A 22,564-nucleotide genomic window follows, 5' to 3' on the forward strand; every position below is an offset into this window, starting at 1 on the left:
ATTGATTAACTATGATTCACTCTAAAACGGTATGGTAGAACAAGTTAGCAAACAACATATTCAGGTTTTATGCATCGATGATGACGAAATCGTGCTGCGCACATTGTTACGTTTATTAGCAGCAAGCAACATCACGGCAAAAGCCTGCTCAGATCCACTCGAAGGGCTAAAAGTTTTGGCCACTTATAGCTTCGATGTGATCATTTGCGACATGCGAATGCCAAACATGGATGGCGCCGACTTCTTTGCGCAAGCACTTAATATTGACCCAGAACCACACCGAATTTTGCTAACCGGTTACTCAGATATCGACAACACCATTGCTGCGGTCAATAAAGGTAAAATTCATGCTTATATTCAAAAGCCTTGGCAGAACGAGTTGCTGCTGCGCAACATTAGTGATGGCATAGAAAAAACCTCATTAAAGCGCCAAAACAAGCAGTTAGAGAAAAAAATAAAAGCGCAAAACAGCCAGTTAAAAGAGCTAAACAACAACCTTGAGCAAATGGTAGAAAAGCGCACTCTACAAATTCGAAAAGTGCTCAAACAACTCGAAGAAGTCAACGAGCGTGAAAAACACGAACACCGTGCCACGTTCGAAATTTTATATAACTTTATTAATGCCAACCCTTACCTGGATGGTATGCAAGCGCAAAACATCGCCGCTACCAGCAAGCAGATTGCAGAACAACTTGGCTTAGACAAACAACATATCGATATGGCTGAAATGGCAGGTTACCTTGCACAAATTGGCTTGCTCGCCATGGAGCCTGAGCTGTATAAAAAACCAACCAGGGAACTCACAGAAAATCAAAAAAAGATTTTTTACACCCACCCAAGTACCGCTCAGCTGATGCTCATGCCAGCGACCCATTTACATGATGTCTCTGAGGCTATTTATTACCAATTTGAACACTACAATGGCTCAGGCACGCCGAAGGGCTTAAAGGGCAAAGAAATACCAATTACGGCGATGATTTTAGCGGTAGCCCGCGATTTCTGGCAGGCAATTGCGCACATCACAGTGCAAGATAACAGCCGTTACGAAAGCGCACTTGATCAGCTACGGCTATACAGCGGCACTCACTATCACCCAAAAATTTTAGAAGTATTAGATAGCATTAAAATAAGCTGTGCTAGCGATCAAAAAGTCGGCACCATGAAAATTATCTCGGCTCAAGATCTTAAAAACGGCATGGTACTTGGACATGCACTAAGAAGCTACGACGGTATTTTGTTATTACCTAAAGGACATGTATTTGGCGCAAAATCAATTGCAAAACTGCAGCAGCTTGAAGCAAGAAAACCGAATCCTTTCAGGATCATGATCAAAAATTAGCGAATAAAGTGATCACATAATCAGCTTACTTCGTTACAATGTGATTTATATTACGATTACTTCATATAGGAGCACTCAGTGTCGCGATTTTCCGCCATTACCGATAAGCCGCATGACGGCCGATTCAACAAAAAAACGGGCATTTTACTGACTAACTTAGGGAGCCCAGACGCCCCTACTACCGCGGCACTTAGAACTTATTTACGCGAGTTTTTATCAGACCCTCGAATTGTCGAGATCCCACGTTTTATTTGGATGATCATCCTTTATTGCTTTGTACTTACGTTACGCCCAAAACGCTCAGCAGCACTTTATAAAAGCATCTGGACTGAAAACGGCTCTCCACTTACGCATATTACCCGAGAGCAAAGCAAAAAATTGGCAGCCCTTTTAAAAGACAAAGGACACCATGACACTGAAGTGGTTATGGCCATGCGCTACGGTAATCCTTCGATTGAAGCAGGCCTTGAAGAGCTGCGCGAAAAAGGCATCACTCGCGTGATTGTGCTGCCAATGTACCCGCAATATTCAAGCACCACGATTGGTTCAACGTTCGATGCGGTATCGAATGTTCTTCGTAAGTGGCGCTGGGTGCCAGAGCTGCACTTTATTAATGGCTATCACGACAACCCGACATACATTGATGCCCTAGCTGCTAGCATTAGCGAAGATCTAAATGCCCATGGCATGCCGCAAAAGTTGGTGTTTTCGTACCATGGTACACCCAAATTGTTTTTAGATAACGGCGATCCATACTATTGTTTTTGTATGCAAACCACCCGTTTAGTGGCAGAGAAACTTGGCTTTGAGAAAGACTTTGCTGTAACAACCTTCCAAAGCCGTTTTGGTAAAGCTGAGTGGTTGAAGCCATACACAGATGCGACCCTTGAAAGCTACCCTGCTGAAGGAATTAAAGACGTTGCAATTCTAAGCCCTGCATTTAGTGCCGACTGTTTAGAAACGTTAGAAGAACTCGAAGGCGAAAACCGCGAAAACTTTGAACATGCTGGCGGTGAAAAGTACCGTTACATTCCTGCATTGAATACCCGCGATGACCATATCAATGCGATGTTTGAAGTGATAAAACCATTACTTAAATAACGAAAGGCCCTAGTTAGGGCCTTTTTTAATATTGAAGCGTGTCATTAATCCTTACGTGTCATAACCAAAGTCACCGTGCCAGCAACAATCCCCCAAAACGCAGAACCGACCGAGAATAAGGTTAGGTTAGAGGCTGTGACCAAAAAGGTCACGATCGCAGCTTCGGTATAATACGCCTCAGTTAATGCTTGTTGTAAGCTGCTCGCAATGGTGGCGAAGAGTGCAATGCCTGCCAACGCCAAAATCAATGCCTGTGGCAAACTTGCAACCAAGCCAACTAGCGTTGCCGCGAGGAGTGCCATAATAATGTAAAACACGCCACCAGCAATGCTTGCCCAATAACGTTTGTTTGGATCTTTATCAGCCTCAGGGCTCATACAAATGGCAGCGGTGATAGCCGCTAGGTTAATGGCATAGCCACCAAAAGGCGCAATAAACACATTTAGTAGCCCGGTTACATTTAGCGCTGCAGACACCGGAGCTTTGTAGTGATGCGCTTTTAAAACAGCAATACCCGGTAAGTTTTGCGACGTCATGGTCACAATAAACAGCGGCAAACCAACACTTATCATGGCGTTTAAGTCAAACTCAGGCGCAATGTAAGCAAACTCGCTCATTTTCCACTGCCAGCTAGAGGTATCAATCTGCCCAGTCACACCAGCCATTAAAAAGCCCGCAACAACCACTGCAAGCATAGCAAAGCGAGGAAAATAGCGCTTTCCACATAAATAAACAGCCACCATTAAACCAATGACTAAAGGCAGCTCATTCATAAAGTTGAACACATCAATGCCAAAATTCACCAGCACGCCTGCAAGCATGGCACAAGCCAATTGGCTTGGGATCTTGTTCATCATTTTTTCGAACACGCCGGTAATACCAGACAAAAACACCAGCGCCGCCGAGAACATAAACGCGCCAACAGCTTGGTTTAAGCTATACCCTTGGGCACTTGAAATAAGGAGTGCCGCTCCAGTTGTTGACCACGCGATAAGAATGGGCACTTTGTAATAATAAGACAACGCAATTGAGCTAACGCCCATCGCAAGACCAAGCATTAACACCCAGCTGGCAACTAAATCAGGTGTGCCACCTAACACCATAACAACCTGATAAATAAGCGCTATTGAACTGGTAAAGCCAATAATAACGGCCACTAACCCCGCAGTTGCTCGACTGATGAGCTGACTCATGTAAACACACTCCTTGGCAATTAAAAATCTACCATATCCTATGATTTGCCAGATGGCACTGTACACTTTTGTAGTATTTTAAGATTTATTTACTATACAGATGGCACAAAAAAGGCGTGTTATAAACACGCCTTTGTAAAGTTTAAACGGCCTCTAAACAAGGCTCCTCGACCACTTCTGGCTTATCAAAAATGCCTAAACGAATGCGAATGAAGTGTAAAATTTCTTTAGCGACATCAATACCCAACGCACCTTCTAAGCCTTCAAAGCCTGGGCTTGAGTTTGCTTCACAAATTTTAAAGTGCTGCTCATCAAACAATAAATCAATGCCAGCCACATCAAGGTTAAGTACGTTTGCAGTTTGGGTTGCAAGCCATTCGATTTCTGGCGTGATAGGAAATGACTTACCTGTGCCACCTGCACTGACGTTGGCTTTAAAGTTTTTACCCTGCGAGTTACGTTCCATACACGCGACAGCACGGCCACCGATAGTAAGTACTCGCAAATCACGACCATGACTCGACTTAACAAACTGCTGTAAAATGATGTTTGCTTGTGGGTTTGCAGCCTCAATCAGCTGCATTAAGTCATCAAACTCTTCTTTTGATTTTGATAAGAATACGCCACTGCCCTGCGAGCCCGATAACGTTTTAATAACCACAGGAAAGCCAATTTGCTTTTCAACCAAATCAATATTCACCGGAAACTTAACCAACATGGTATTCGGCGTTGGTAAATTACATTCAGCAAGAATTTGCTGTGCAAACAGTTTGTCTTTTACTGTTTCGATTGATTGCGAGCTATTGACACAGTAAACGCCTAAACGCTCAAGGTGGCGAATAATCGCCAGCGCAAAATAGGTTGTACTTGCACCCATGCGAGGAATAACAAAGTCTGGTAGCTCAACAGATTGGCCATCAATTAAAATACTTTTACCGTCTTCACGGGTAATAGTCAGATCAAATTGATCAGGCGAATAAACTTGTAAATCTATGCCTTCTTCTTTGGCTGCAGCAAGTAAGCGCTCAACTTCATAGGTTTCTTGCTTTAACAAGCCTTGGCTATCTTTATAAATGATCCACCCGCGCATAGTCGGTACCTCTAGTCTTGGAGTTTCGGTGACAAAAAAACGCGGATTATGCTCAGCATTCATAGCTGAGTAAAACAAATTAATTTTATCGTGACGATGATAAAAACCACTACTTAGTGATTAACTATTGACCGAGTTGTTAACTTGAGGTAAAAACTAACAATGAATTAACATAAAACCCCGTAAGAGAAACATGTGAACAGGACGCTTGCATTAATCTTCATTCTGCCACTTACAGCATTTGCACTGAATGAATGGCACATTCAAAGTGATGGTTTTAAAACAAAACCCAGCACACAGCAGTTTGTTGCCTCTTACAAAGCAGAAGCCGACCAAATAGCCCCACAGCCCATTGTGAACTTAACTGCGCCGCTTAATCAGTTATCTAACCGCGCCCACGATTATCTATATAAACAAGGTCGATTGCCTGACCAATTAGCAAACACCGCATTCAGCGAATTTGATTTAGACACCCTAAAAACCCTACAACCCGGCGATCACTTTATTTTAGTAATTGATGAATATCTCAGTTACACCGTCGAAATTAGTAACATTATCGAAGCCAGTAATGGCGATAGAAGTGTATTTGGCAAGGTCAATGATCAAACTAAAACAGGCCATCAAGCCGTGATGACCCTCACAGAAAACACCCTACAAGGCCAATTTGACGCCGGTAAGCAAAGCTACAAGTTTCAAAGCCATGGTGAGTACGGGTGGGTAACGAAGTTGTAGGTAACGAGGTACGAGTTGCTAGCTACGAGTTGCTAGTTTCAAGGGGAAAGGGGAAAGTTAGCGAGTTTCGAGATACGAGGAACGAGATACGAGATACGAGGAACGAGTTTCGAGTCTGTAGCAGCGATTTTACATCGCGTCCTAGAGTCTGAATCCTAGCACCTAATGTTTCCCCGTAGGCGTGAAACTTGTTTCACGCGTCTGAAAGCTGAAGGCTGACCGCTCTGATTTATATTTGATTCGGCACTAAAGTACCTCCTACAATTGAAATCAAACTCGTAGTCCTAGCGCCTGAATCCTAGCACCCATTGTTTCCCCTGTAGGACTGGCTTTAGCCGGGAATGGTTTGAGTAAGTGACGAGGAACGAGTTCGAGTCTATAGCAGCGATTTTACATCGCGTCCTAGCACCTAGAACCTAGTGCCTAGCGCCTTTCCCCTTTCTAACTTTCCCCTTCCCCTCACTAACTCACACCTACTCCTCAATCGCCGGCCATAAACTTGCGCCGTCGCTGTCGATTGGGCTTAAAATCTCAAGGCCTAGAATTTTGGCGATCAGCGGGTACACATCTAAATTACTTACTTCGTCTAAACGTATGCCTTGTTTAAAGGCGGGGCCGGTGGCGATAAAGGTTGCGGCCATATCTTCGCTATAAGCGTAACCATGAGTGCCTAAATAACCGGCCATTTTACTGTCGGTAAACACCCGAGGCGCGTCGGTTTGTAAAATAATATCGCCAACGCGCGGACCTTTATCGTAGTGATAATCACGCTTTTGCTGCTCACTTAACACGATATAACGACCATCTGCAGCTTTAGCGAGTTTTTTACTGAATCCGCTGATGTCTGCTTTGCTATCTGGTTTTGCATAATATAAAACCCGAGGACCGGTGTTTTGCACCATGAAGTTTTCATCTTGCGGCAAGCTATCAATTTTAATGCTAAGGCTTGGATCAACAGACGCCATACCGTGATCAGACACAATCACTAAGTTAATGTTTTCATCAAGCGCTTTTAAACGGCTCGATAATTCAGCCATTAAACTATCGAGCTTTTGCACTGCGTCATACGTCTCTTTGGCATCAGGGCCAAACTCGTGCCCCATGCTATCAACCAGCGAAAAGTAGCTAACCACTAAACGCGGGCGCTGCGCTTTTGGTAAGCTCAACCACTGAATAATTTGATCAACACGCTTTTGGTAGTCGCTGTGTTTTGAATAATGATAAAAGTAATCAGGCAGCATGCCATTAAAGCGCGCATCTGATTCAGGCCAAAAATAAGTGGCGGCTTTTAAGCCTTGCATTTGTGCAAGGTTCCAAAGCGGAATGCCATTCACCCAAGTGCTATCGTCTTTCCCTTTACCCATTTTGTAACAGTCGTTGCGCTCAGTATCGCAAAAGCGGTTCTCGACAATGCCATGATTAACTGGCAATAACCCGGTAATAATCGACAAATGATTCGGGAAGGTTTTGGTCGGATAAACAGGGCGCATTTTACTTGCTCTCACGCCCTGTTCACTGATTGCTTTTAAGTGTTTTGCATGGTGTTTTTCAATGTAATCCCAACGAAAGCCATCTATCGAAATAAGCACGACCGATTGCTCTTGCTCCGCTTTTACAAGAGAGCTGAATGCTAATAAACCCGCTAAAACTAATTGCCAAATACGCATGCGAAACCCTTTTTAGTTCAATTTGTTAATTTGCTCAGAAACTTTATCAAACTGTTTTGAAAATTTTGTGATCATGCTTTCTAGCTTTTTCACACTACGTTTTAAACGTGAGCCGTTTATTTGGCTATAAATAAAGCCCCAAACGCCCGTAACCACACTTAACACAATAAACACAGCAACGGGTAGGCCATCTAAGTGCTCAACCACTTGCGGGTAATTATTGAGTAAATCAATGCCAGCATCTGGCACAAGTGTATTTACTAATGGGTAAAAATCTTGAGCATCAAAGTACCACGCTAGCCCTACTGACGTTAGGCCAAGCAATACCATACGGTTAAAACCATGCACCATACCAAAGTTTCTGACAGAAGAGTTGTTGTACTTAATGTCTTTACTCACATTAACCGCATACTCACGGTAATACTCAGAATAGCGCTTTGTATCGACACTGCTGAAGGCGTAATACACCCAATCACCAATATCGACAGAGCCTAGTAAATCTTCACCCGCTTTAAAAATAAACGGCTCACCCGATGCGGTTTCGAGCATGATTTCACCTTTTAAAGTGGTGCTACGATTACGATAAACCTCAACGCGCTCTTTTACATCGCTACCAACATACATGCCACCTCGATAGGTGGTTGTGGTTTCTGTGGTGGTCACGGTTTGGCGGGTTTCATTAGCATGTGCGCTTTGCTCTTTTTCTAATACTTTGCCAAGCACTGCACGGTGATGAATAGTGCCTTTTTCGTTACGTGCCCAAACATTTTTATGCACATAATCGTTTTCATAAGCAAGGCTATACTCATCCATAATGGCATGCTCAAGCTGAGCAATACTGGTTGGTTTTGTTATGCTTGGCTCTAACGCTTTTTGAATGCTAATGGCTTGCTCATCATCTTTTGCAAGTGATTGTTCTTTTTCAGCAATCGCTTCAACGTGTTGCTTAGCGCCACAGCAATAACAATGCGCAGCATCTTGGCTAATACGCTGCTGGCAAGAGATACAAATAACATCTGACTTACTCGGCGTTCTTGCCAGCATGTTATAACCCAATTGATTTAGGGTGGTCGATAGCATCACATCTGTTGCTGCTAAAATCGCATCATACTTTGCTTCTTGTTTGGCTTTAGCTTTTTTATGGTAGTTGTGCTCTGCCATAAATACCCCTATTGCCACAGGCAATGACGCAAGTAGCGCAGGCAAAAACTCAAGCTTTGCAGCAAACAACATGATTAAGAATGTAATAACACTTAGCACCAGCCACAGTATGGTTCCGCCAGTGTAGTTTCGGCTAATGGTTTTGTCCCAGCTGCGATATTGTTGGTCAGCAAAATGCACAATCACAACTGGCATAAAGCGGTCATTTTTAACTACCCGCCTAGCATTGCCATCAGCAATGCGATAATTAAGCGTTAACGGTGTTTCTTGAAATGCGGTGATCACATTACCCTTTTGTAGGTTCGCAATCACATCTTTTTCTGCATCAACACTAAATTCATGAATAATGCCGTCTTTGTCTTCAACTTCTAACCACCAATAACCATATAGCATGTTGTCGTTATTGGTTTTATAGCGGCGCTTATAGTAATACATTGATTTCACAACGCCTGTGATCGTACTCGCTTGTGGCGCATAGTTTTTTACATCAACCAGCAAGTCAGGGCTGAGTTCTTCAACCGTGTGCATTTGTCTTTTTTGCTCAAGAGCTTCTCCACAATCACAACAGTGAAGATCGGTGGCATACACCGTAGTTTGGCAATGTTGCATTTTCATTCCTTGCTTAATTAATTGCTTAAATCAATGGTTAATGTTTGTTCGCCAGCATCTACTTGGTGCCAACGTCGATACGTTTTATACCCAGGCGCCGACACTTGAATATCATAAGCGCCAGTTTTTAATGTCATGCCGGGGCGATATTTAGGGCCGATATTCATAATGCGAATAGTGGCGTTCGCCGGGTTTGTAGTAATGGTAAGTTTAGTTTTTTGCTCAACCAGATATTGTCTACGCTGTTGCTGCTCAGCACTTAAACTGGCATCGCCGTGGCGCAAAATATCAACCTTAGCTAAAGCATGGCTCATAGGGCTAAAGTTCTCGTAAATATGCAGTTTCTCTTCAAACTTTAAACCAAGAGGATGCAGTAAAGGCTGGGCATGCAAAGTCCAACGAATCGCATAACTAAACACCGGATTGCTCGACTCATCGACCTTGTCTAAAAAGTAGTTAACAGGGCTTTGGTCGTTTTCGGTAAAGGTGTTATGCACAAACATTACTGGCACTATCAAAATCAGCGCTGGCATAATCAGCTTTTGCAAAACAGATACAGCAGTGGTTGGTTGCTTTTCTTGCTTAGGTTTAATCAATTGCCATAGTTTTAACGGCAGCTTGCTAAAGGTTAAGCAAATCAAAAACAGTGACAACGACATCGAAATAGGCGGAATAATCACCGAACGCAATGCTTGTTTACCGTATTCGGCATACTCGCCACCATCAGCAAATTTACCTTCTGAGCTATTGAGCATGGCAAGGTATTTGTCGGTGCGTTTTGCAATGTTTGGATCAAGCACCTTGTCCTTAAAGTTCTTTTTGTTCCAATCGGCGCGTATGTTTTTTACGTATAAGTCGCCCATTCTATCGGCAATTTTTGCTTGAATTTGCGGGTGTAACTGAAACGCAACCCAGCTTAAATTTGGCTCTAAATTCATGCCACGTTTGCGCATTTCGCTTTGCCATTGCGCATTTGCTTCGTTGGTTACTTTTGTAGCTACAGCATTGGCAAATGCTTGGCGTTGATCCACATTCCAGTTGCTATCAAGCTCTAATCCTTTGCTAGCAAAATGTGCTCTAAGCTTCTTTTGCGTTGTTTCGTGAGCACGAAACGCCATTAAGTTTTCAATTGTAAATGGGTAACCCGTTTCACTCACAAACATCTTATGAAAGTTTGGATGTTGTAAAAAACGCAGCTGGTAATGATCAGGATCATCTGTGTATTTGTAGCGCTTATCTTTAAAGCCGCCATCGCCACCGGTTGCTAAACTAGCAGCCTGTAGTGCGGTATAAACACCACCAGTGAGCACCCCCATTAAAATCGTGCCAGCAGCATTTTCAGCAACCGAAACATCTTCTTCAATAAGCCAATAATCAGGCTCAATGTAGCCTATACCCGCTTTTAAAATAGTGCTTCGGTAGTCTGCTGCTTCGCGTTCATAACAACGATTGCGACGGTCTTTTTCACTGCTTTTGTCATAACGCTCACGGCATTTGGCAATGCTGTGGTGGTAATCATAAATCTTCGGGCCATACTTTTGTGCGCGCGCTGACGCTTTTGCAATATGGGCTTTTTGCGCTTGTTGGTATTTGCTCCAGCCACTATTGATCTCTTGTTCAACTTGCTGCCAATAACCTTGCTCGCGCTCACCGATACTTGCCAAAGTGCTGTTGTACTTTTTACTGCCATCAGCATAAGCTTTGTATTTAACCACCAGCTCATCATATAACTGGCTGTAGTTTTTATAATGTTTATCAAAATCTTGATACGCTTTTTTCTGTACAAACGCAGCAATAATCTTTCGCTTATCTTGCTCTAGGTTGTCTGAAAGGGCGGCATCGCTATACAGTAAACCACCAAACAGCGCCAAAAAGGTCAGGTTTTCTGAGCTATGTAATTGCTCAGGGTTGTAATCAAGATCATTCACTTTAATTGAGTTAATCGCCAGTGCATCTCTAAGTGCTGCACTGTAGGTAGCAAACTGGCGCTGCTCTGCGGTTGAAGGCTCAATTAAAGTTTTTTCAATGGCATACTTTTGACCAAAAAACACCACCGGCCAAACTAAGCACAATAAAGCGATAAACGAGATAATGCCACGGCCTACTTTGGCAACCATGGCTTTAGGTAAAAAGTCAGCTAACAGCAGTGCAACACCTACTCCAGATACAGCTCGGCCATAAATTTCGAGGTGTTCAAGGTCTTCAGCAGAAGGCGTTCCTAAACCGACTAAAGAGACTAACTGGGCATTAAAAATTGCCTCGGGTATTAAATATAAAGTAGCTAAAACAAGTAGCAAACAGCGCCACCAAAACGGCTTTATTAAATCAGTCATAGTCTTGTTCTTATTGTTTTTTACGCAGTTCTAGTTCAACAGCAGGATCTGTTTCTAGGCTAAAATCTTCATCGGCTTGGCGAGTCCCTATTTCTAAATTAGGTGCTGAAGGAGCCGATGTTACTTTGGGAATATAAGTCTGTGCTTGGGTTGACTTAAGTGTGCCGCCCACCGCTGGATAAAGCTGGTTCCCTTTATAAGCATACAGCTCATCTAGGCGTTCTAAATCAAGGTCTGCGGGCATGCTGGCAATTAACTTAGCGTCTGCTTCATCGCTAAAAAACGGCTGCATTTTTGGTAATTCGAATACAGAACAAAAGCCATAAACGGTGTCATCCATGATCACAGAATCAGGGCGAAGTGAACGCGACTGCGCTAATAAGCTGCGCTCGTGGTAGTCGTGGCCGTTAATAGAATAAGTGGCAATCATAATACCGCGCGCTTTAGCAACTGGTTTTAAGCGTGCTGCACTTTGCTTGTAATGACGAATATCAAGCACATAACCAAAATTACGTTTGAGCTGCTTGGCTAATTTATCGAGCTTGACCGGGCTGTCGTAACGTTTTTCACGATGATGGCGATTACCTAGTGCTTGTAGGCTCTCAAGTTCTTCTTTGTTACGCTCGTAAATGGGGTCACTACCCGCACCACGCTTAAGATCGCTTGCTAACTTATTCATCGAGGCTTTTGCCGGTGATTGAATAAATGCCAAGTAAATATCCGGATTAATGTCACGCATACGGGTCAGATTGCGCATTTCTAAACTGCTAAAAAAGTAGTTACCGCCGCCAACAAATTCATATGCTAAGTAATCAAGCATTTTTAAATCATTTACTGAGGCATTTGATTTTATTTCTATATTCAATTTTTGATGGGGTTTGCGATAGCGCGCAAACGTGGCAGCAAGCTCTCTGAATGAAGGTGGCATATCATCGGTAAGTAACCCGGTATCTTGGTTACGATGACGTAAATAACCCCACTCTTTTTTATAGCTCATCGACTCAATTTTGCGGCGCTGGTTATCAACGGTGCCAGTTTCTCGACCAGTACGGGCATCATGATGCACAACCCACACATCGTCACGGGTAATTCGCACATCAATTTCAACAACATCAAAGTTGTTGTCGATGGCATCTATCACCGCGTTAAGTGAGTTTTCGGCATAGCGAATTGAGCCGCGGTGGCTTTGCAAATTAAAGTTACTGCATTGCCTTGTCGAAAGGTAATTAATATTGCCGAGTTGGCTTTCATAAAAACCTCTTGCACGCAGTGCATCCTGTTTGGCCTTAATGGCATTTTTTTCGGCCATCGTTAAGGTGTTTTCAGCGCTTGGCTCAGGGGTACTTTTACAAGCAGTTAAACCAATACAACACAGAAGAATACTGGCTAGTAGCCGTGGTTTTTGAGACAAAATTTGCATCATTGCTATACAGCCAAAAGGCTTTCCTTTCTAATTCAAGATAATGAAGAAGTGCGTAAAACTGAATAATATATGAATAAAGGTCTCGATTTAAAGTAATAACTTTAATAAAAATGAATATTTTAATTTAAGATACAAGCTGTTAGATTAAATTTAATAACTAGCAATGTTTTGCTAACAACATGCAAAAGCCCGATTTTTACCGCTTTGTGGGAATGAAAAATGATCGATTTTGGTAAAAAAATTACGCCAGCGCGCGAAATGCGCTCTACCAATAACTTACACACTGCGCTTGAAAGTGATCGGGGCCGCATTATTAACAGTGCTGCAATTCGCCGTTTGCAACAAAAAACCCAAGTTTTTCCGCTTGAACGCAATGCTGCAGTGCGCTCAAGGCTTACCCATTCGCTTGAAGTACAACAAGTGGGCCGGTTTATTGTGCAAACCATTTTTAATAAGCTCAGTGATGCAAAGCAAAAAGAATATGGCTTGGCAGGGCTTGAGCGACCGCTAGAGAGCCTAGTAGAAATGGCGTGCCTAATGCACGATATCGGCAACCCTCCATTTGGTCATTTTGGCGAGGCAGCCATCAACCAATGGTTTGAAAAACACTTAGACGCACTAACCCCTGAGCGCTGTAAAGGCATTGGTATTAGTGTGATCTTTAAACACCTTGCCCAAGATATAAAAAGCTTTGAAGGTAATGCCCAAGGTATTCGCATAATTCATTCATTATTATCACTAAACTTAACCTACAGCCAAAGTGCCGGAATTTTAAAATATACGCGCCCAGCCAGCATGGCGAAAAAAGACAGCCCGCAAGATAAAAACTACTTAATGAAAAAAGTGGGCTACTACTTCAGCGAAAAACCCTTTGTAGAAGCACTGCAAACTGAACTCGAAATTGAACAATACTGCCGCCACCCAGCAAGCTACATAATGGAAGCCGCTGATGATATTTCGTATTGTTTGGCCGATATAGAAGATGCGGTAGAAAAAGGCATAATTAGTGTTGAGTCACTATGTGAAAAGCTAAAAGAGCAATACACCCGCACACTCACAAACCTAACCATTGACGATACAAAACACAGCGACTTTGCCGAAAAAGCTATTGATTATGCGTTAAGTAAGGCTCAAGAGCAGCCTTACAATTTTAACAGCGAATTTTTTATCTACCTACGCGTGACCTTGCTACACCCGTTAGTAAGCTACGCAGCAGAGCGCTTTATCAGCAATATAGAAGCCATTTACCACGGTGATTTTAATCAGGCTTTATTAGAAGATCGAAGTCACCTGCACGCCGTTACGCTCACCTTAAAACAAGTGGCGTTAAAGCATGTATTTTGCCACAAAGAAGTAGAGCGTTTAGAGCTACAAGGTTATCGAATTATTAGTGGTTTACTTGATTGCTACAAGCCTTTGCTTGCCCTTGATGCTGATGCATTTAAACGCGTTTTAAAAGGCGATCAAAACTACTTAATTGAAACTCGTCTTGTTAAAAAACTTTCGAATAAACATTTGAATAGCTATCAAAAAGCCATTGATGCCCTAAAAGCCGAACCGGATCATTTTGCCGCCTACGAGTTCTATTATCGCTGCCGATTAATTCAAGATTACATAAGCGGAATGACCGACCAATTTGCTTACGACGAGTACCGCGCACTGATGGTAATAGACTAACCGCGATGAATACGCTTAATTTGTTAACCAAATGTGGATAAATTACCCGTCTCAGCTTAGAATTAATTAACTGTTGGGTCATCGATTAAACCTTACTGGTCTGGAACATATGCCAATTATAAAAACAACTTTTCTCTTATTACTCCTAAGCTTAAGCTTTACGAGTAAAGCGCAGTACAACGAAGCCATGTGTATTTTGTTAAAACAGCAAATGCACGAGTATCGCTTTAACACCAGCAATAAAAATTATCGCTCAGCTGCCAGAAACTATGAGAAAAACTGCAAAAATCCAACGCCGGTAAATAATGCCGCTGCTTTTGAAAAACTAGAACAACAAACACAAGAAACAGCCCCAGTAAATTCTGCCACTGCGGCTAATCCTGCTGTGCACTCTGGCGCAATTCCAGCAGAGCCAGAAGAGGTTATTGCACCTGTTGCTGAGCAAACGTCTGAACTTATCGAACAACCAATGCCGCAAATGGAGCCGGAAGTTCAGCAGCCAGAGCAAACTGAGATGCCTGCGAAAGTTGACAGAATTACGATTTCAGATGCACCAAAACCTCAGGCTGAACCGGCTTCAAGCCCTGCAGTTCAAGAGCAAGTTGTTGAGGTTGAAACCCAAAGTGCTGACGCTGAAATAGCTGTGGCTGAAAAACCAGCAGACCCAGCACCACAAGCAGAACCAGCACCGAAATCTTTGCCAACACCAGCACCTATTCCAGATCCTATACCAGAACCTATTCCGGCAAACAATGATGGCTCTTCAAGTTCATTACTCATGCCAAGCTTAATTGTGTTGTTGGTATTACTTGTTGCAGGCTTAGTGATTGTGCGTATTCGCCAAAGCAAAAAAGCTGACGCAAATTCAGAACTTGAACAAAGTTTATTACAAGCAAAAGCCCTTAAAGCTGCAGCAGAAGCGCAAGCTGCCGCAGAAAAAGAAGCTGATGAACTCAAAGCAGCAACAGCAGCAGTGCTTGCCGAAGAACAAGAGCACCCACATGAAGACAGCAACCCACTCGCCGATGAGACATTTACTGCAACCGAAACAGATAATAATGACGAGCTTTCTGAGCTTATGCATTTTAGTGCTCAGCGTGACAAAGAAGAGCAAGAATCTGAGAGTTCATCTGAACAAGCAGATGAAGAATTTGCTAACGCCCATCAATTTAACGATCTAGAACTTGGCTACGACGAGAAAAATGCAATTGACGCTGATGACGACTTCTTAGATGAGCAACGCGGCCTTGAGCAAGAGCTCAAACTAGCAAGCCTTGCTTCATCCTATAGCATCAACGAAGACGCGGAGCCACAAGCCGAAGAGGTTGAGCTAGACGAACCTGAATTAGAAGAACCGAGTTATACCGCTTCTTCATCGTTTGGTTTTGATGAATACACAACGAAAGAGCTCGTTGCTGACGATGAGCCACCAATGACAGAGCCTGAGCCATTTGAGGCTGCTGAAATCGATGAGCTGGAGCAGCCAGAAATTGAAGAGCCAAGCTTTACGAGTTCATCATCATTCGGCTTTGATGAATACGCAACAAAAGAGCCAATCGCTGACGATGAGCCAGTGTTAGCTGAAATCGAAGAACTTGAAAAGCCGGAAATTGATGAGCTGGAGCAGCCAGAAATTGAAGAACCAAGCTTTATGAGTTCGTCATCATTCGGCTTTAATGAATACGCAACTAAAGAGCCTATTGCTGACGATGAGCCTGTTTTAGCTGAAATCGAAGAACTTGAAAAGCCTGAAATCGATGAGCTTGATAAACCTGACATAGATAAACTTGAGAAGCCTGAAATTGAAGAGCTAAGCTTCACGAGTTCGTCATCATTCGGCTTTGATGAATACACAACAAAAGAGCCTATTACTGAGGATGAACCGTATAAAGATGAAGTGCCTGAATATGACTTATCGTCATTGATGAGTGATGATTTATCGTTTGCTGATCATTTCGCTGAAGATAAACAAACAGTCACTGCTCCAAACCCAGCAGAAGAACACGACGACATTAACGATGATGATTTAGCTAAAGCCTTACAAGCACTAGAACAAGAACTACAAGATGAACCAGCTTCCATTAATGTAGAAGAGCCGTCACAGCCAGCGGTAGAAACTGTTGATTTGTCTGACGAACTGAGAAACGACGATAAGCTTGAAGAGATTGATAGCGACGCTGATAAAGAGTCTGAGCAACAAGATGATAAGCCGCATAATCCATTTGCGAACTTATCGCTTGATCCAAGCTGGGATCCAAACTCTGACGAAAAGCCTGTGATAGAAAGCAAAACCAAACAGCCAAAATCACAAGCCTTGATTGACGCAGAAGAGCGCGCCAAACAGTTTAAAACGGATGAGTGATTAAGTTACGAGGTACGAGTTTCGAGGGGAAAGGTTCGAGGTGCGAGCCTGTAGCAGCGATTTTACATCGCGTTTGTTACCTAAATCCCAGCGCCTATGCTTCCCCGCGTAGGATTGGCTTTAGCCGGGAATGGTTTGAGTAAGGTACGAGAAACGAGTTTCGAGGTGCGAGTCTGTAGCAGCGATTTTACATCGCGTCCTAACGCCTAGCGCCCAAAACCTAGAGCCTAGCCCCTAATGTCTTCACCGTAGGCGTGAAACTTGTTTCGCGCGTCTAAATGAAAAGGTTTACATGGATTATGTTGGGTATCGCTCCGCTCGACCCAACCTACCCTAAACATGAGCAGTTCAAATGCAGAGAAGAACGCACGATCTAACCAACCCCACAGTTCGACTGATATCTAACATCTGACCTCTAACGACTAAAGCAGCGATTTTACATCGCGCCCTAGCGCCTAGAGCCTAGCGCCTAATACCCAGCACCTAGCTCCTTTCTAACTTCCCCCTCGCATCTCGTACCTCGAAACTCGCTAACTTTACTCTTTCCCCTTTCCCCTCGCTAACTTTCCCCTCGCTAACTTTACTCTCGCTAACTTTACTCTTTCCCCTTTCCCCTCGCTAACTAAACACTCACTTCACCACTGACCGTGGGCGCATTAACCAATGGAAAATAAATATCAAACCAAAAAACACCGACACGGCTAAAACACACAACACAATAATGTTGGTTGGTAAAAACGAATCGGTGCTGTAGCTATAGCGTTTTAGCTCTTGCTCAGCGCTTAACTTAGCTCGTTCGGCTTTGCTAGGTAAAACAAACTCATGAAACGAATCTGTTGGTTTTGCTTCAGTTCGGGCAAGTTGCGCACTTTTTTGCTGCCATAACATATCAAATTGCTGAAACTGAACTTGCTTATTTTCAAGGCACGATTCAAGGTTTTGCAGCTGCAATGAACGAGCTGTACAACGTGGCGGCATCACATAAAAGCGGTCCCATGCAGCTTGTTTGCTGATGTAGGCTTGCTCTGTTAATGGCTTTGCCAAGCTGTTTTCGAGCTCTGCAATGTCAGGGTTATACAACGACGATTTAAGCTCAGCAATTTGCTCTTCACTAAAACAGGTTTCGGATATACGCGCCGATAAGCTTTGAATGCGCTGTTTATAGGCTTCAATTTTGTCGAGAAGATTGGTTTTACGCAGGGCTATTTGTAGCTCTATACGTTCGGCTTGCATGCTTTGACATGCTTCTGAAGGAGCACTTTGCTGCGCCCAAGCAAAAGCGGGCAACAACAAGGCTGTTGTCATTAAAATCCGTTTAATCATTAATTTACGTCACTGTAAAAGTTAGGGGTACAGATTAGCAGTTTCTAGTAAAACTGCAACAAATCTGCGCCAAATTCACTAAAAAGGCTGATCTATCATTACCCAAAAATTTGCCCCTTCTTTTGAATTAGCAAGCTCTGTTCGAACGACTAATCCCGACATCATAGCTCTTAACGAAACACCATAGTCATAATGGTAGTCTTGCCATAATGTATCCAAGGTTAAATGAGGCGACACACGACCCGCTTCTACAAAGCCAACTAACTGAAACCAATCCAGCTTCAAAAACTTTAACCAATTTACATCTGCTATTGGGTTATATTTAAGGGTATAGCGATATTCGAATGCCCCATAAATAGCGGCTTTGTCATGAAACCGATAAAAGTCATAACCCCGTAAACGCTTAAATCCTCCTAATGTAGCGCCTTCGTTATACGGTGCAGCATCAGAGATATACTTAGTGCCATCAAGAGTGTGATTAACTTGCCAGCTAGGTGAATAAGCAGCCCAAAAATTAAATGCTAAAATACGCTGATGAGCAAACTCACTTGCCCCTAAAGAAATAAACTTACTGCCATTAAACTGCCACAAATCCCAATCATAAATATCGTCACTCCCTGGCATTGATTGGCTATAGGCAAGATACTGCCTGCTTCCGTAACTTGGGTTAGTTGCAAAATCGGTGTTGTCATAGAGCAGGCCAAATTCCATTGCTGAAATACTGCCATCTTGTGTACCCTCATTAAATTCAAAGCTTTGCGAGCGCCTAAAATAGCGTGCAGTTGCAACCATTACACCCGATTCCAACGGGTTCCACTGTGCCCCGCCCGATGGCTCAGAAACCAACAAGCCGTTTTTTAGTTGGTAACGCACCATACCTGTTTGCGATGTTGCGCCAAACGGTAAAGCGTATTCGATGCGGGCATCAAACCAATTCGAGCTACCATCGGCTTCTAAATACACCTCGTTTGAAGAGTCATTACTACCGGGGAACACGACGTTGTCAGCAATGGGCACTTTATGGCCTCCGGTATAAGCGCGCTGATCAGGAAAATACGCAGCCATGCCACTGGCACTAAAATACCAGCGCTCTGAATCTAACACCTTATAGTTAAACAGACCTGCCCACGCACCTTCGCTCACATCACCTTTAAATGCAGTAGCGCCAACGGTCATTTGTGGTTGATGGTAACCTTTGATCATGCCACCCACACCAAAGTTTAGCCCCATGGTATCGGTGCTAAATAAGTAGGGAAGCAGTAAAGACTCGTGCTTTTTATTCGTGCTCTCAACACGCTCAATACTTGCTTTTACACGGGAAATATCGGCATTGGCCGTTATGCTTGCAGCCACACAAACGCCACAAAAAATAACTTTAACATTAAGCATTACTAGCTCCTTTAGTAAGCGACTTAAATAAGCATAGCTGGTGCTTAAAAACTTTAAAATGATTTAACGCAAATGTTACTGATGAAGTTGATAAAACTGCTGATCATCTAAAGCAAACTGAGCAAGCAACCAATCTTTAAACAGCTGCACTTTTTGCCATTTAAAATGTTCGGGCGGCGCAGCAAGGTAGTACTTATATTGGCAGTGATACTCATAGTTTGGATAAATATCTAGCTGACCAAGTTGCAGTTGAGTTTCGATTAACCGTCGCCTTACCATTGCAATACCTTGCCCTGCTAACGTGGCTTGAATAACCAATGCAGCGTTATCAATTTCAAGTGCGGGGAGCGCATCTGGGCTTACAGCTAATTGCTGAGCCAAAGTTAACCAACCGCGCTCTGCGTCTGGGCACACATCTTTAATTAGTTTTTGTGCCAGAATCTGCGGTTTAAGGGGTTTATTAACATCAATGGCACCGGGTTTATAAGCCAAAAATAGGCTGTCGTCGCTGATGAGCTCACTGTGCAAACCTGGATAATTTCCTTGACCAAATCGAATGCCTAAATCAACCTGCCCCGCTGAAAAGTCGGCAAGTTGGTCGCTTGGTTCAATACGCACTTTGATATTGGGGTATTTGTTTTGAAAATCACTAATACGGCCCAGTAACCAACCACTGGCGAACGAAGGCAGCACGGTTAAGTTTAACGTATTTGGGTGGTTATCTTGGCTAACAGCCTGCACACCTGCCTGTAAATGACTAAACCCTTTAAGTACATGGGGTAACAGCTGTTCGCCTTGGCGAGTCAGCTCAACATAACGGGTATAACGAGTAAACAAGCTGCAATCAAGCTGTTGTTCTAACAAGCGAATTTGTTGGCTAACCGCAGCTTGGCTAACAAACAACTGCTCTGCCGCAAGCTTAAAACTACCTAACTCTGCCGCGTGCTTAAAATACCAAAGGCTTTTTAATGGAGGTAACTGCATACGCATTTATGATTAATAAAAACTTAAGCATAGGCAATTTTTAATCGTTTGTCAGTAGTGGTAACACGAGTAATACTCATATTGCCAACCGCGACAAGACAAGGACAACCACCATGAAATACTTACTTATTTTATTACTTATAGTTGCCACAAGCTTTAGTTATGCCAATCAACCCGTAATTACTCAGCTTGATACCGATGAAGGCTACCCTTATAAAAACTTAATTAAAAAAGTAGAGCGAGTAGAAATTCGCTATGTAGAAAACAGCCATTCGGTGACCTGTAAAGTCAATGTGCAAACACTGCATAACCAATACATGGGCAAAGAACAAACAGTTTCAGCCAAGCTATTTGCAAAACGCCCAATGGCCGCGTGTTTAACCCGCGAAAAAGCCAAACAAATCCTGCATATGCTGTAACCATTTCAACCTTGTTAAACTAGGCTACGAATAGCTGTACTTCCCCAGTAGCCTAGTTTTTTTTGCCTGTCGGCGTGACCTGTTTTGTCTGACGGCTGATCGCTCTTTTATGTTTTATTCGGCACTCAAGTACCTCCTACAATACCCCTACAAGATTGTTATTGCACAGAAGAACGTTCGACCTTAACAACCCAACAGTTCGACTGACACCTAGTGCCTAGAGCCTAGCTCCTTTCCCCTCGTATCTCGCAAACTTTTCTCTCAACACACCTCCACCTTCTCTACCTCAACCGGCTCTGCCAAGGCATTTTCATAAAACGCGAATACCGCTTTGGTATAAGGCTGAGCATAATGCTCATCAAGGGCGGCTTGCGATGCGAACTGCTCAACTAAAAACAAACAACGCTGCTCTTTACTCGCAAACAACTCAAAACGATTACAACCAGGCTCTGCACGAGTGACTGCTAATATGCTCTGTAAATGCCTTTTACAGTCGTCAAATAATGCAGCCTTTGGGGTAATTTTTGCCACGATATTAATCATACTGAATCCTTACTAAATAACTTTAAAACCAATGCCCGAATAGGCGGGGCAACCGTAAAAGCCACAACAAACGCAGCAGGCCACGCATTAGCAAACGCCTTCATCCAACTTAGAAAAAATGTATCGCTCAGCCCTAAGTTGACATAAGTGACCCATGCCGAAAGTAAAAACGACATTAAAAACGAAAATGCCGCAGTAAAAGTAAAATGAATTTTCATATGTCCTCCTTGGCGTTACTATATTTGCACAGGCTAAGTGGCAACAGTCACGAAAATGCAAACTAAGATTGAGGGAGTCGTATGCTGGATGATCTGCATTTATTTATTGAAATAGCGCGCCGTAAAAGCATGAGCCAAACAGCAAAAGATTTAGGACTGAATCTATCGACCCTATCAAGGCGCATTCAGGCGTTAGAAGAAAAACTCGCTGAGCCATTACTGCAACGCACAGCCCGAGGCATTGTGTTAACCGCCAAAGGCGAATCACTGTATAACGAGTTAGGCGAACAAGTGCTTGCTCTTAACAGCCAGCTTGAGCAATTAAATGACTCGCCCGCTGCAAAAGAGTTTTACCTGTTGTGCCCACAAAACATCATTGCGGGCCCACTGATGAGTGCAGTTAATCAGTTTGCGATGGCAAACCCTACGCTAAACCTCCACATTTACCCAAGTAATGCCAACAGCCAACTAAGCCAAAAACGTTTTGACTTAGCTATTCGCATCGGCGAACAACAAGACTCAAGTTATTTTCAAAAGCGCCTAGGCATGATCGCAATAAAGCTGATTAAAAAGAAAGATGCTCCAACATCAAGGTTGATACTGCCCTATTCAGAGTCACAACTCCCCAGCGGTTTGCTAAACAAATTAAAAACCGAGTATGAACACATAAGTTTTTGTTTTGATATTACAATCGCCAGAAAAATGGTTGAAGCAGGCTATGGCATTGGCTTACTACCCATGAGCGAAATTTGCTGCATAGAAGACACCAGCAACTTTAGTTATATCGACTCCCCCCACAGTATTCCCGCAAGGCCAATTTACGCCCTCTGGCCACATTCACGCACACCATCAGCGAATGCCCAGTTGTTGATAGAACAACTCCAAACCAGTATTGCAGACTCACCAAGCTTGCAAGGAGAAATATTAGGGCTTTAGTTGCGAGATGCGAGTTGCGAGTTGCGAGTTGCGAGTTGCGAGTTGCGAGGCATTGTAGGTCGGGC

At 43.3% G+C, this 22,564-nt stretch carries 18 protein-coding genes; 7 read left to right on the forward strand and 11 right to left on the reverse strand.

Annotated elements, in window-relative coordinates:
* Window positions 1-31: 31 nt before the first annotated feature.
* Both C2M33_RS03630 and hemH read left to right on the forward strand, forming a co-directional pair.
* The gene (locus C2M33_RS03630) at window positions 32-1,339 is read left to right on the forward strand and encodes an HD domain-containing phosphohydrolase (RefSeq protein WP_105173742.1); all 1,308 of its coding nucleotides are present in this window, start codon (window positions 32-34) and stop codon (window positions 1,337-1,339) included.
* A 78-nt stretch (window positions 1,340-1,417) separates the two neighbouring features.
* A complete protein-coding gene (hemH, locus tag C2M33_RS03635) occupies window positions 1,418-2,440 on the forward strand; it encodes a ferrochelatase (RefSeq protein ID WP_063704003.1) in 1,023 nt (340 codons plus the stop codon).
* 44 nt (window positions 2,441-2,484) lie between these two features.
* On the opposite strand, the gene C2M33_RS03640 is transcribed toward hemH, so the two are convergent.
* Together C2M33_RS03640 and C2M33_RS03645 are read right to left on the reverse strand one after the other, a co-directional pair.
* Complete coding sequence (locus C2M33_RS03640) at window positions 2,485-3,633, reverse strand: benzoate/H(+) symporter BenE family transporter (RefSeq protein WP_105173743.1); 1,149 nt, start codon at window positions 3,631-3,633, stop codon at window positions 2,485-2,487.
* 142 nt (window positions 3,634-3,775) lie between these two features.
* Window positions 3,776-4,723, reverse strand: a complete 948-nt coding sequence (locus C2M33_RS03645; protein WP_105173744.1) for an ATP-grasp domain-containing protein — start codon at window positions 4,721-4,723, stop codon at window positions 3,776-3,778.
* A 195-nt stretch (window positions 4,724-4,918) separates the two neighbouring features.
* Between C2M33_RS03645 and C2M33_RS03650 the strand changes: the two genes are divergently transcribed.
* On the forward strand, window positions 4,919-5,455 hold the full coding sequence (locus tag C2M33_RS03650; protein WP_105173745.1) for a hypothetical protein: 537 nt from the start codon (window positions 4,919-4,921) through the stop codon (window positions 5,453-5,455).
* 473 nt (window positions 5,456-5,928) lie between these two features.
* Here the strand turns inward: C2M33_RS03650 and C2M33_RS03655 are convergent, their stop codons facing one another.
* The 4 genes from C2M33_RS03655 to C2M33_RS03670 are packed head-to-tail and all read right to left on the reverse strand — an operon-like array spanning window position 5,929 to window position 12,648.
* Complete coding sequence (locus C2M33_RS03655; RefSeq protein WP_105173746.1) at window positions 5,929-7,122, reverse strand: alkaline phosphatase family protein; 1,194 nt, start codon at window positions 7,120-7,122, stop codon at window positions 5,929-5,931.
* A gap of 12 nt (window positions 7,123-7,134) precedes the next feature.
* Entirely contained in the window at window positions 7,135-8,892 is a 1,758-nt protein-coding gene (locus C2M33_RS03660; RefSeq protein ID WP_105173747.1) for a hypothetical protein, read from the reverse strand.
* Window positions 8,893-8,909: 17 nt separating this feature from the next.
* On the reverse strand, window positions 8,910-11,225 hold the full coding sequence (locus C2M33_RS03665; RefSeq protein WP_105173748.1) for a PEGA domain-containing protein: 2,316 nt from the start codon (window positions 11,223-11,225) through the stop codon (window positions 8,910-8,912).
* Between the two features lie 10 nt (window positions 11,226-11,235).
* Window positions 11,236-12,648, reverse strand: a complete 1,413-nt coding sequence (locus tag C2M33_RS03670; protein ID WP_105173749.1) for a glycerophosphodiester phosphodiesterase — start codon at window positions 12,646-12,648, stop codon at window positions 11,236-11,238.
* Window positions 12,649-12,867: 219 nt separating this feature from the next.
* On the opposite strand from C2M33_RS03670, the gene dgt reads away from it, so the two are divergent.
* Both dgt and C2M33_RS03680 read left to right on the forward strand, forming a co-directional pair.
* Window positions 12,868-14,325, forward strand: coding sequence for a dGTPase (gene dgt / locus C2M33_RS03675; RefSeq protein ID WP_105173750.1), 1,458 nt, complete (start codon window positions 12,868-12,870; stop codon window positions 14,323-14,325).
* Between the two features lie 109 nt (window positions 14,326-14,434).
* Entirely contained in the window at window positions 14,435-16,687 is a 2,253-nt protein-coding gene (locus C2M33_RS03680; RefSeq protein ID WP_105173751.1) for a hypothetical protein, read from the forward strand.
* A gap of 630 nt (window positions 16,688-17,317) precedes the next feature.
* Here the strand turns inward: C2M33_RS03680 and C2M33_RS03685 are convergent.
* The 3 genes from C2M33_RS03685 to C2M33_RS03695 all read right to left on the reverse strand — a co-directional run bounded on the left by C2M33_RS03685 (window position 17,318) and on the right by C2M33_RS03695 (window position 20,383).
* Entirely contained in the window at window positions 17,318-18,010 is a 693-nt protein-coding gene (locus tag C2M33_RS03685) for a hypothetical protein (protein WP_138624580.1), read from the reverse strand.
* Window positions 18,011-18,088: 78 nt separating this feature from the next.
* Window positions 18,089-19,399, reverse strand: coding sequence for a BamA/TamA family outer membrane protein (locus C2M33_RS03690; protein WP_158685558.1), 1,311 nt, complete (start codon window positions 19,397-19,399; stop codon window positions 18,089-18,091).
* 75 nt (window positions 19,400-19,474) lie between these two features.
* Window positions 19,475-20,383: a LysR substrate-binding domain-containing protein gene (locus C2M33_RS03695; RefSeq protein WP_105173807.1), complete on the reverse strand. Its 909-nt coding sequence runs from the start codon at window positions 20,381-20,383 to the stop codon at window positions 19,475-19,477.
* Window positions 20,384-20,496: 113 nt separating this feature from the next.
* On the opposite strand from C2M33_RS03695, the gene C2M33_RS03700 reads away from it, so the two are divergent.
* On the forward strand, window positions 20,497-20,802 hold the full coding sequence (locus C2M33_RS03700) for a hypothetical protein (protein ID WP_063703979.1): 306 nt from the start codon (window positions 20,497-20,499) through the stop codon (window positions 20,800-20,802).
* A 261-nt stretch (window positions 20,803-21,063) separates the two neighbouring features.
* Here the strand turns inward: C2M33_RS03700 and C2M33_RS03705 are convergent, their stop codons facing one another.
* Window positions 21,064-21,345, reverse strand: coding sequence for a putative quinol monooxygenase (locus tag C2M33_RS03705; protein WP_105173753.1), 282 nt, complete (start codon window positions 21,343-21,345; stop codon window positions 21,064-21,066).
* Entirely contained in the window at window positions 21,342-21,563 is a 222-nt protein-coding gene (locus tag C2M33_RS03710) for a DUF2798 domain-containing protein (RefSeq protein ID WP_105173754.1), read from the reverse strand. The genes C2M33_RS03705 and C2M33_RS03710 overlap by 4 nt, the downstream gene beginning before the upstream one ends.
* Window positions 21,564-21,644: 81 nt before the next feature.
* Here C2M33_RS03710 and C2M33_RS03715 point away from each other — a divergent pair, with 81 nt between their 5' ends.
* A complete protein-coding gene (locus tag C2M33_RS03715) occupies window positions 21,645-22,499 on the forward strand; it encodes a LysR family transcriptional regulator (protein WP_105173755.1) in 855 nt (284 codons plus the stop codon).
* Window positions 22,500-22,564: the final 65 nt, after the last annotated feature.

The organism is Pseudoalteromonas sp. T1lg122 (assembly GCF_002964825.1).
In the GTDB taxonomy this organism is placed as follows: Bacteria; Pseudomonadota; Gammaproteobacteria; order Enterobacterales; family Alteromonadaceae; genus Pseudoalteromonas; species Pseudoalteromonas gelatinilytica.

Bases quoted from the DNA above. Each gene is read 5' to 3' on its own strand.
- C2M33_RS03630 (WP_105173742.1), top strand. From the start codon at position 32: ATGGTAGAACAAGTTAGCAAACAACATATTCAGGTTTTATGCATCGAT.
- C2M33_RS03640 (WP_105173743.1), bottom strand. From the start codon at position 3,633: ATGAGTCAGCTCATCAGTCGAGCAACTGCGGGGTTAGTGGCCGTTATT.
- C2M33_RS03645 (WP_105173744.1), bottom strand. From the start codon at position 4,723: ATGCGCGGGTGGATCATTTATAAAGATAGCCAAGGCTTGTTAAAGCAA.
- C2M33_RS03655 (WP_105173746.1), bottom strand. From the start codon at position 7,122: ATGCGTATTTGGCAATTAGTTTTAGCGGGTTTATTAGCATTCAGCTCT.
- C2M33_RS03660 (WP_105173747.1), bottom strand. From the start codon at position 8,892: ATGCAACATTGCCAAACTACGGTGTATGCCACCGATCTTCACTGTTGT.
- C2M33_RS03665 (WP_105173748.1), bottom strand. From the start codon at position 11,225: ATGACTGATTTAATAAAGCCGTTTTGGTGGCGCTGTTTGCTACTTGTT.
- C2M33_RS03670 (WP_105173749.1), bottom strand. From the start codon at position 12,648: ATGATGCAAATTTTGTCTCAAAAACCACGGCTACTAGCCAGTATTCTT.
- dgt (WP_105173750.1), top strand. From the start codon at position 12,868: ATGATCGATTTTGGTAAAAAAATTACGCCAGCGCGCGAAATGCGCTCT.
- C2M33_RS03680 (WP_105173751.1), top strand. From the start codon at position 14,435: ATGCCAATTATAAAAACAACTTTTCTCTTATTACTCCTAAGCTTAAGC.
- C2M33_RS03685 (WP_138624580.1), bottom strand. From the start codon at position 18,010: ATGATTAAACGGATTTTAATGACAACAGCCTTGTTGTTGCCCGCTTTT.
- C2M33_RS03690 (WP_158685558.1), bottom strand. From the start codon at position 19,399: ATGCTTAATGTTAAAGTTATTTTTTGTGGCGTTTGTGTGGCTGCAAGC.
- C2M33_RS03695 (WP_105173807.1), bottom strand. From the start codon at position 20,383: ATGCAGTTACCTCCATTAAAAAGCCTTTGGTATTTTAAGCACGCGGCA.
- C2M33_RS03700 (WP_063703979.1), top strand. From the start codon at position 20,497: ATGAAATACTTACTTATTTTATTACTTATAGTTGCCACAAGCTTTAGT.
- C2M33_RS03705 (WP_105173753.1), bottom strand. From the start codon at position 21,345: ATGATTAATATCGTGGCAAAAATTACCCCAAAGGCTGCATTATTTGAC.
- C2M33_RS03710 (WP_105173754.1), bottom strand. From the start codon at position 21,563: ATGAAAATTCATTTTACTTTTACTGCGGCATTTTCGTTTTTAATGTCG.
- C2M33_RS03715 (WP_105173755.1), top strand. From the start codon at position 21,645: ATGCTGGATGATCTGCATTTATTTATTGAAATAGCGCGCCGTAAAAGC.